The 6,771-nt window shown below is 53.4% G+C and carries 9 protein-coding genes and 1 CRISPR repeat array; of the genes, 8 read left to right on the top strand and 1 reads right to left on the bottom strand.

Translation table 11 applies throughout. The features are described from left to right. Positions 1–57: 57 nt before the first annotated feature. Positions 58–663: a CRISPR direct-repeat array (repeat unit 35 nt; unit sequence GTTTCCATTAATTCAACTTCCGGAGAAGTTTTGAG). Between the two features lie 462 nt (positions 664–1,125). The 4 genes from E1H13_RS10175 (at position 1,126) to E1H13_RS10160 (ending at position 3,372) form a co-directional block, all read left to right on the top strand. Beyond that, positions 1,126–1,452, top strand: coding sequence for a DUF433 domain-containing protein (locus E1H13_RS10175; protein ID WP_169613297.1), 327 nt, complete (start codon positions 1,126–1,128; stop codon positions 1,450–1,452). 2 nt (positions 1,453–1,454) lie between these two features. Further along, positions 1,455–1,790, top strand: a complete 336-nt coding sequence (locus E1H13_RS10170) for a DUF5615 family PIN-like protein (RefSeq protein WP_169613296.1) — start codon at positions 1,455–1,457, stop codon at positions 1,788–1,790. A 34-nt stretch (positions 1,791–1,824) separates the two neighbouring features. After that, the gene (locus tag E1H13_RS10165; RefSeq protein WP_169613295.1) at positions 1,825–2,037 is read left to right on the top strand and encodes a hypothetical protein; all 213 of its coding nucleotides are present in this window, start codon (positions 1,825–1,827) and stop codon (positions 2,035–2,037) included. A 456-nt stretch (positions 2,038–2,493) separates the two neighbouring features. Next, positions 2,494–3,372 (top strand): S-methyl-5'-thioadenosine phosphorylase, encoded by an 879-nt coding sequence (locus E1H13_RS10160; protein ID WP_169613294.1) that lies wholly within the window; start codon positions 2,494–2,496, stop codon positions 3,370–3,372. Here E1H13_RS10160 and E1H13_RS10155 read toward each other — a convergent pair. Next, positions 3,369–4,529 carry a substrate-binding domain-containing protein gene (locus tag E1H13_RS10155; RefSeq protein ID WP_169613293.1) on the bottom strand — a complete coding sequence of 387 codons (1,161 nt, stop codon included), beginning with the start codon at positions 4,527–4,529 and terminating at the stop codon, positions 3,369–3,371. The two genes, E1H13_RS10160 and E1H13_RS10155, sit on opposite strands and share 4 nt — an antisense overlap. Before the next feature lie 165 nt (positions 4,530–4,694). Here E1H13_RS10155 and E1H13_RS10150 point away from each other — a divergent pair, with 165 nt between their 5' ends. The 4 genes from E1H13_RS10150 to E1H13_RS10135 all read left to right on the top strand — a co-directional run bounded on the left by E1H13_RS10150 (position 4,695) and on the right by E1H13_RS10135 (position 6,750). Continuing rightward, positions 4,695–4,904 carry a molybdopterin-binding protein gene (locus E1H13_RS10150; RefSeq protein ID WP_169613292.1) on the top strand — a complete coding sequence of 70 codons (210 nt, stop codon included), beginning with the start codon at positions 4,695–4,697 and terminating at the stop codon, positions 4,902–4,904. Positions 4,905–5,035: 131 nt separating this feature from the next. Beyond that, entirely contained in the window at positions 5,036–5,260 is a 225-nt protein-coding gene (locus E1H13_RS10145; RefSeq protein ID WP_169613291.1) for a TSUP family transporter, read from the top strand. 468 nt (positions 5,261–5,728) lie between these two features. Further along, positions 5,729–6,460, top strand: a complete 732-nt coding sequence (gene cysE / locus E1H13_RS10140) for a serine O-acetyltransferase (RefSeq protein WP_169613290.1) — start codon at positions 5,729–5,731, stop codon at positions 6,458–6,460. Beyond that, positions 6,457–6,750, top strand: a complete 294-nt coding sequence (locus E1H13_RS10135; protein WP_206070299.1) for an Asr1405/Asl0597 family protein — start codon at positions 6,457–6,459, stop codon at positions 6,748–6,750. Before cysE ends, E1H13_RS10135 begins: the two co-directional genes overlap by 4 nt. Positions 6,751–6,771 lie beyond the last annotated feature (21 nt).

Raw genomic sequence — 6,771 nt, 5'->3', positions numbered from 1 at the left:
CCTTGCCCGTCAGTCACTAAAAGCACAAACCCTCAGTCCCTTTCACTTAGAGGGTTTCCCGGCTTAAATCACACCCCCGGAGAAGTTTTGAGTATTGGTGTCACTTAGCTCCTCTTGATCGAGAGCAGGTTTGTTTCCATTAATTCAACTTCCGGAGAAGTTTTGAGTTTCTGGCGGGTATTCACCCGACTCAAGGCAGTAGCGTTTCCATTAATTCAACTTCCGGAGAAGTTTTGAGCTGAGCAATTGTCTGGCTACACCCCTCAGGGGGATGTTTCCATTAATTCAACTTCCGGAGAAGTTTTGAGCCTCTAACTTCTAGCTCTTAGCTTGAAGTTCTGGCACTTGTTTCCATTAATTCAACTTCCGGAGAAGTTTTGAGCTCGAGCAGGTCACCTCTGGGTTTGGTGTCCTGGGGTTTCCATTAATTCAACTTCCGGAGAAGTTTTGAGCAGCTAATTGCCGGTTCGGCACCGGTCCTAGTAGAGTTTCCATTAATTCAACTTCCGGAGAAGTTTTGAGGAACAGTCATTTGCCATGCAGAATGACCGTTAGCGGGTTTCCATTAATTCAACTTCCGGAGAAGTTTTGAGCTGGGGCCACTTAAAAGGAACCCCAGAGTCGGCTCGTTTCCATTAATTCAACTTCCGGAGAAGTTTTGAGGGTCGGGTCCTAGAACCCTTGCCTCAACTGCATTCTACACCACACTTTCTGGGGGAGTCTACCCATGGCGTCCACTAATGACATTATTTCTCAGTAAAGCCTCCAAAAAAACAGCTGCATCCCTTATGGAGCAAGGCATCTGGGGGTGGTGACGAAACAATAGGGGTTTCAGCGATCGGTAGACTCCAACAGGAAACAGAGCAAAGGGATGGTATCCGCTAAAATTTGAGTGATTTTCATCTCTAAATTTCCCTGAAGCCTGTTTTCGTCGTTGTGTATGCTCCATATGGATAGAGAATAACTCTTTCTCTCGCCATTCTGGGGCTAAGGCTGTCGATTGTGGGCTAGCACCCCAATTGCCCAACCTCACTTCCTCACCTTCCCAGACGTACAATTAAAGCAAAACACCCGAGACCTAGGCAAAATGCCGCTGTCATTTTCAGGGATGAACCCCTATTACCCATGACCCTAGACGAATTACGAACCCATTTATTAGCCCTTACCCCGGAAGAGAAGGCTGAGGCCGTTCAGTTTTTAGTACAAAGTCTAGGGGATGTCTGGCCAGGGATTGAAAAAACACCCGGAGTCGTTGGGGGAGATGCTTGCATTACTGGAACCAGGATTCCAGTTTGGGATTTGGTGCAGTATCGTCGTATGGGAGCCTCTGATGCCAAAATTTTGGAGGCTTACCCGCAGCTTACGGCGACAAATTTGACCCATGCATGGCAATATGCTGAAGCCCATGCTACGGAAATCGAACTCGCGATTCAACACAATGAGGCGGCCTAAGGATGCTACGTCTTTACGCGGATGAGCAATTTCCTTGGCCTGTGGTGCAACAGTTAAGAATATTAGGATATGACATTTTAACAGCGCAAGAGGCTGAGCAGGCGAATCAACGTATCCCTGATGATCAGGTTCTATCGTTTGCAACTCATGAGAATCGGGCTGTTATCATCCAAAATCGTCGCGACTTTGTTCGACTTCACCAACAGAACCTCAGCCATGCAGGGATTGTTGTTTGCTCCAAAAATCTAGACTGGGATGACTTCACAGCTACCATTCACCAGCACCTGACCAACTATGAGGAACTAAAGGGTCAGCTAGTCCGCATTACGAGACGTTGAACTCGATCTGCACCATCCAGGTATTAACCAAGACTTGAAGGCCGCCAATGGGGTGATTGCGGCGGTAGGAGAGAAAATTGACCGCCAGCAATCGGTGGTAGTGGTCTACGGCACGGCGCGATTCTATGACGGGGTGCCGAAACTAAACCAAGTCGATAAATATTGTGGGGCCTCCAATGGCCCTCTAACCTTTATGGCCAGAATTTTGGAGGCGGCCTATGTGGTGGATGCCTTGGAGCACGGTTAGGGTTTGACTCTGGCGGCTCAGAAAATAGCGTGTAGCTCCTCTGGCGTTTGCCACGCCTCGGGGCGGTTGCAGGCTTCGATACGCTCCAGGCAATGATTACAGAGGCCCACAATCAGCAGGCTATCGTCTGGGGTGAGAATTTGCTCTAGTGCAGCGTCAAGTCTTGAATTTAGGGTTAGCAGATGTAGAGATTTGGTGGCATCAAGGTCCGAAATCCCCTCCTTTGGAGGGGTAGGGGTGGGTCAAGCAAGCCCGAAAAGACCCACCCCGCCCTCCGGGCACCCCTCCGTGGGAGGGGATGGTAAGTCCTGATGTGTCGAAGCAACCTCCCTGAAGATTAAAAGGCTTTTACAAAGCGCTTACCCTAATTTTTCTGCCAGATGCCCCTAGTGTCATCCGCCGCTGGGGCCTATGATAGGGCAGTTTAATGTATAACTTCTGCATATCTTTATCACCATGGCGGCACAGGCACAGATTGGCATCATCGGCGGCAGTGGTCTCTATCAAATGGAGGCCCTGACTGATATCGAAGAGATTCGCATTGACACCCCCTTTGGCAGCCCCTCTGACGCGATTGTGATGGGTACCTTAGATGGCACCCGGGTGGCTTTTTTGGCCCGCCATGGCCGGGGGCACACCCTAATGCCCTCAGAATTACCCTTTCGGGCTAACATCTACGCCATGAAATCCCTGGGAGTCGAGTACTTAATTTCCGCTTCGGCGGTAGGGTCCCTAAAGGAGGCTGCCAAGCCCTTAGACATGGTAGTGCCCGACCAGTTTATCGATCGCACCCGCAACCGAGTGTCCACCTTTTTTGGCGACGGGCTGGTGGCCCACATCACCTTTGGTGACCCGGTCTGCTCGGCCCTGGCAGGGGTTCTGGCCGATGCCGTAGACAGCCTTAACCTGCCGGAGGTAACCTTACACCGGGGCGGCACCTATGTCTGTATGGAAGGCCCAGCCTTTTCCACCAAAGCCGAGTCAGAGCTGTACCGCAGTTGGGGCGCGACCGTAATCGGCATGACTAATCTGCCCGAAGCCAAATTGGCCCGCGAAGCAGAAATGGCCTACGCCACCCTGGCCCTGGTCACCGACTACGACTGTTGGCACTCTGACCACGACAGTGTGACCGTAGACATGGTGATCGGCAATCTGCAAAAGAACGCCGTCAATGCTCAACGGGTGATTCGGGACGTGGTCAACCGAATCGCTGCTACCCCCCCCCAGTCAGAGGCCCACTCGGCCCTGAAGTATGCCATCATCACCCCCATGGATAAGGCGCCCAAAGCCACCCTGGACAAGCTCAATTTATTGATTCAGAAATATCGCTCTTAATCAGCCTCTGCCCCCTGGACTGTGGCCACCACTTCGCCAGTCAGATGGGTGTCGTAGCCACCCAAGTGCTCTAGCTGCGAGATCACCCGGCGATGGCTGAGGGTGCCCAGCAATTGTTGCACAGCGGCTTCTTCCAAGTAGGGCTTGAGGATAACCAGGTCGTAGCGGCACTGACGCAAGGGCAGAAAGTCCAAACTGTAGGTAGCGGCAACAGAGGCGGCACTGACCCCGACATCAGCTTTCCCTTGGGCGATCGCCTGGGCCACCGCCTGGTGAGAGGCTACCACCTGGTCAAAGCCCTGTACAGACTGGGGCAGTACGTCTGCCTCAGCCAGCGCTTGATCGAGTAATTCGCGGCTGCCCGCTCCTGGCTCTCGGTTGACTAGGGTAATATCAGGCCGGGCCAGGTCTGCGACTCCCTGAAGGCCTTTGGGGTTCCTTAGGGCCACCAGCAATCCCTCCTGCCAGAGACCTAGATTAATCAGCACTGCCGCTCGCTGGGGCAGCGCCTGACGCACAAAGGGGAGGTTAAAGGTCTGGGTTCTGGGGCAATAGAGATGCACCCCAGCAATGTGAACTTCGCCCCGGGCTAGCCGCTCTAGAGCCTCAGTGCTGTTGGCAAAGCTGAGGTGGACCCGCAGCCCAGGATGCCAGCGTTCTGCCGCTTGGGCCCAGAGCGATAGGGCTGGGGCACAACCGGCCACGGCCACGGTGTTAAGCAGGTTGCTCGGGTCATCCAGCAGGGTCACCGTGAGGGTATCTTGCTGGGGTTGGCGGCTGGCTTTTCCGTCGGCGGCAATCAGGTCCATGCGAAAGGCATCATTGCCCACCAAGGGATGCGCCACCCATTGCCCGCCAATGTTGACTAGACTGACGGGCCAGCGGTCTCGGGGGGGGGAAGTGGCCGTGGGGATAGCGTCCAAGGTGACTTGGTCTGGATCCAGCCAAAATAGGTCTTCAACCCGGCATCCCAAGGCTTTAGACAGACGCAGAGCCACGGTGACCGATAGGGCCGTTTGGCCAGATTCGACCCCGCTGATAGTTTGGCGACTGACCCCGGCCATGGTAGCCAGGTCTTGCTGGCTGAGGCCCAGGCGCAGGCGGGTTTGCTTCAGGCCGTTACGTAACGCATCTTTCACTGGGATACCCCTACCCATGATTTGTCAGCCAGTATAGAAGGCGGTGGGATACAGCCGGTGTCACCGTTTCTTAAATGCGATCGCAATTCCATTTAAATCTGTGCCTCAAAACACTTTTTTTTGGGGGAATGCCAGTAAGTTTGACATACATAAAGAATGCTGGCGCACAGCCTAGAGGATGGTATGAAAGTTAGTGCTCGCAATAGCCTTAAAGGCACCGTTAAAACAATCACCCCCGGCACGGTCAATACTGAGGTGGTAATTGAGGTGGCCCCTGGCGTGGATGTGGTGTCGATCATCACTAAGGCGTCTGCCGAGGCGCTGGAATTGGCAGAGGGTAAGGAGGTTTACGCCATGGTGAAAGCCTCCAACATTATGCTGGCGGTGGATTAACCCTCAACATTAAGCGTAATTAACCGTCAATCGTTCTGGAGGTGACTGGATCGCCTCCTTCGGGCTAGGGTATCAACGCCCCTTGGTCCGGTTTATGCTGGGCTTGCAACTGTGGGGACATCAGTTTGCCCATGGTACTGATTGGTCTGATTCGCTATGCCCGTTCTAGGGTATTTTCTGACCCACAAGCCCTACGACAAACGGTTTTACCCATGGGTATTGGCTCGGTCATTGGGGCGATCATAGGTGGGCTGTTGGTCGGCGTCATTTCCCCAGCGGTGCTGAAGTTTGGGCTGGGTCTGATTTTAATTGTGTCGGCGGTGCGGGTGTTTACCCATACTCAAGGGCACACCTGACGGCTGTAGAGTGCTTGGCCTATTCAGAATCTCTCGGTTTAAATCTCACGCCGTGTAACCGTCTAAAACTGTCGGGAGTGTTGCTGTTAAGGATTGCTGAATAAAGTTGAAGACGTTTTGACAAAGCGGCTACAGTTTTATCAGTAAAACCATGAAACTCACTCTGAAAAACTGTAGTTTGAGTACACTAGATGGCGATTTAACATTAGCTTAAAAGTCGCCTCAACCACTGGTACCCAAGGTTTTTACCTGAGTGCACAATACATGTCCAGGGACATAACAATACTGGCCCTACCATCCTAAAATACTCGTACCCCAGGCCTAAACAAAAGTCGAACAGTAGACTTTACCAGGGTTTAGCCCCTGAGTACAACGCTAATAATTTTAGTAAATCTGGATGAGCCCAACAGCAAAACTGTCGACCTTAGGACATTGCTATAAGCAGAGAAACAAAGCCCACATAGAGCCATGTTTCTCCCTTCGCCCCGCTTGTCTAACCTACCGCTGCTTTCTGTAGCTAGCCACAGAAAGCAGCGTCTCCCCCTACTCGATGACTTTGCCATCATCTTCGATCGCGATCCGGCGGCCCGTCACTGGTTAGAGGTGCTGTGCTGCTATCCGGGGTTCCATGCTCTGGTGGCCCATCGTCTGGCCCATTGGTTACACCAGCATCGGGTGCCATTCTTCCCTCGGTTTATGGCCCACCTCAGTCGTTTTTTCACCGGCATCGATATTCATCCCGGTGCCCACATTGGCCGGGGGGTGTTCATCGACCACGGCATGGGGGTGGTGATTGGCGAGACCGCTATTGTTGGCGACTATTGCCTGATCTATCAAGGGGTCACCCTGGGGGGAACTGGCAAAGAAACTGGCAAGCGCCATCCTACCCTCGGCAATCAGGTGGTGGTAGGTTCTGGGGCTAACGTCCTGGGCAACATCACCATCGGCGACTATGCCCGCATTGGCGCCGGAGCTGTGGTGCTGCGCCCAGTAACCGCCCACTGCACCGCCGTTGGCATTCCCAGCCGCAATGGGTGCCGTTGCAATACCGCAGCTACCTCCTTAGACCACAGCCAATTACCCGATGCCGATGCTCAGTCCTGGCAATTACTGCTCGATCGGATCGAATGGCTCGAAACCCAAGTTGCCCTTTTACAAAAAACCTCACCCACCTATCAACCTCTGGAGCTAATACCATGACCCCGTCCCCTCCTGGCCCCAATTGGGGGCAAGCGGTTTTTATCCAGGCCGGTGATGGTCACCGAACAGCCCTCTGGGGCGATCGCTGGTCCATTCATCACCGTCTGCAAGAACTCAATATCCCCGCCAACTGCCCCAGCGATGGCACTCTGCGAGTCGACGTTAACCATCCCCTAGCCTTGTTGCTAGTTCGCAGCGTCATCTTGCAGTTCTCTCTCCCTCGCCAAGAGAGCGTGGATTGGCTAGAGCGATGCTGGCAAAGTCAGGTCGTATGTGCGGCTAATTCGTAGGACCCGATAACCCACCCCTAC

It is taken from the genome of Nodosilinea sp. P-1105 (genome assembly GCF_012911975.1).
Taxonomy (GTDB): domain Bacteria; phylum Cyanobacteriota; class Cyanobacteriia; order Phormidesmidales; family Phormidesmidaceae; genus Nodosilinea.
The sequence above is the reverse complement of the archived record's forward strand: the minus strand, read 5'-3'. Positions and strand labels throughout refer to the sequence as shown.

Bases quoted from the DNA above. Each gene is read 5' to 3' on its own strand.
- E1H13_RS10175 (WP_169613297.1), top strand. From the start codon at position 1,126: ATGACCCTAGACGAATTACGAACCCATTTATTAGCCCTTACCCCGGAA.
- E1H13_RS10170 (WP_169613296.1), top strand. From the start codon at position 1,455: ATGCTACGTCTTTACGCGGATGAGCAATTTCCTTGGCCTGTGGTGCAA.
- E1H13_RS10160 (WP_169613294.1), top strand. From the start codon at position 2,494: ATGGCGGCACAGGCACAGATTGGCATCATCGGCGGCAGTGGTCTCTAT.
- E1H13_RS10155 (WP_169613293.1), bottom strand. From the start codon at position 4,529: ATGGGTAGGGGTATCCCAGTGAAAGATGCGTTACGTAACGGCCTGAAG.
- E1H13_RS10150 (WP_169613292.1), top strand. From the start codon at position 4,695: ATGAAAGTTAGTGCTCGCAATAGCCTTAAAGGCACCGTTAAAACAATC.
- E1H13_RS10145 (WP_169613291.1), top strand. From the start codon at position 5,036: ATGGTACTGATTGGTCTGATTCGCTATGCCCGTTCTAGGGTATTTTCT.
- cysE (WP_169613290.1), top strand. From the start codon at position 5,729: ATGTTTCTCCCTTCGCCCCGCTTGTCTAACCTACCGCTGCTTTCTGTA.
- E1H13_RS10135 (WP_206070299.1), top strand. From the start codon at position 6,457: ATGACCCCGTCCCCTCCTGGCCCCAATTGGGGGCAAGCGGTTTTTATC.